Consider the following 1,424-nt stretch of genomic DNA (forward strand, 5'->3'; position numbering starts at 1 on the left):
ACCAGCCGCTTACGTAAGTATCAGCCAGAGCTAGAAAAGCATTTGCAAGAGCAAGAGCGCCGTGTGTCGACCAACAAAGCGCGGACAGAAAAAGGACGTTCATCTGTGAGTGCGAGTGGGCGTCGCTTTGAGCCTTATAGAAAAGAGAATAAGTGATTGAAATTCGGTGAATCTCTGGATGGCGACATAGTCGAAGAGAATAGCGAGCCTTGATAGTTCATTTTTCTTAACCTCGGGTGGTCACTGCAACAGTTTTGCAAACGCAAACGCAAGCACAGCACCAAGGAGCACAACCGGCGACACTCAGGACATTTCGAACGGCTGCGTTCGAGATACGCAAGCGTCTTTCGTGGGGCAATGTGTCACCAATGACCTCTCTCAATTATCAAGCGACGCTTGCCTCGATGCGTGCGGGGACGTTTTGTCGCTGTCCCTTAACATGTCAGATGGGTTGCTTGTCTCCGTTCCAGTTTCGGTAGTTCGCCGCTCGGTGGGTTTGATGGCGCAAGCCCTACGTGCCAATATGACCGGTGCCACCTCTTGCCAAGTCGTATGGAGAGTTCGACAGCGCGAATACGGTCTTCGTACGAATACATGAACTACCTCCAGGTAGTCCAAGAAATCCGCCGCACCCCCAAACCAGACATTACTTATATGGTCGCCTCCCATTTGCAAAGCGATTTCGTTCTAGGCGAGGAGGGTAGTTGCGGACTTATATCCGGACTCTAACAAGCATTTTGCTTGTGGCCCCGATGGCATGCGCCGCAAAGGTCCTAATCTAAATAACGAGCTCGAAGCTCATGTAATGTCCCAGGTTTGCCTTTGCGCGGTCCAACCTATCTTGCCATCGATCGATAACGCCTCTGCAACTATGTAGAAGGTACGAAGAAAAGAATTGTGCGATGCGGTCAAGCTGCGATTGGCTCGTAACGTCGGTCATGGGCCAATAGGGCCCAGATAATCCGAGCCGCTTTATTAGCAAGTGCGACAGCCACGACATTCGTAGGGCGTCGCGCCAGAAGCTTTTGGGTCTGATCTGGCAGACGCTTCGCACAGGCAATCACGGATCGAGCGCCGTGAATCAACAGCGTGCGGAGATAGACGTCCCCACGTTTGCTAATGCCCCCAAGCCGGACTTTACCTCCCGTTCCGGTTTGTCGCGGGACGAGTCCCAAATAGGCCGCGAACTCCCTACCGGAGCGGAAGGTTTTTGCATCGCCAATCACCGCCACGGCTGCCGTCGCTGTCAATAGCCCGACCCCAGGGATTTCGGAAATGCGGCGACACGCTTCGTCGTTGCGTCGCCATTCGGTGATTCGCATTTCGATGCGGGCAACCTGTTCGTCAAGTAATGCTAATCGCCCAAGTTGTTCCTCGACGCTATCGAGCAACATTCTGGGGACATCAGCTTCCATTTCCGGAAG

At 53.2% G+C, this 1,424-nt stretch carries 1 protein-coding gene; it reads right to left on the bottom strand.

What is annotated here, in order from left to right; all coding sequences use genetic code 11:
- Window positions 1–908 precede the first annotated feature (908 nt).
- Window positions 909–1,424 (bottom strand): IS110 family RNA-guided transposase (locus tag WM40_RS26925; RefSeq protein WP_046154622.1); only part of this gene is annotated, 516 nt, incomplete at its 5' end.

The sequence above is a fragment of the Robbsia andropogonis genome, from assembly GCF_000970345.1.
GTDB classification, from domain to species: domain Bacteria; phylum Pseudomonadota; class Gammaproteobacteria; order Burkholderiales; family Burkholderiaceae; genus Robbsia; species Robbsia andropogonis.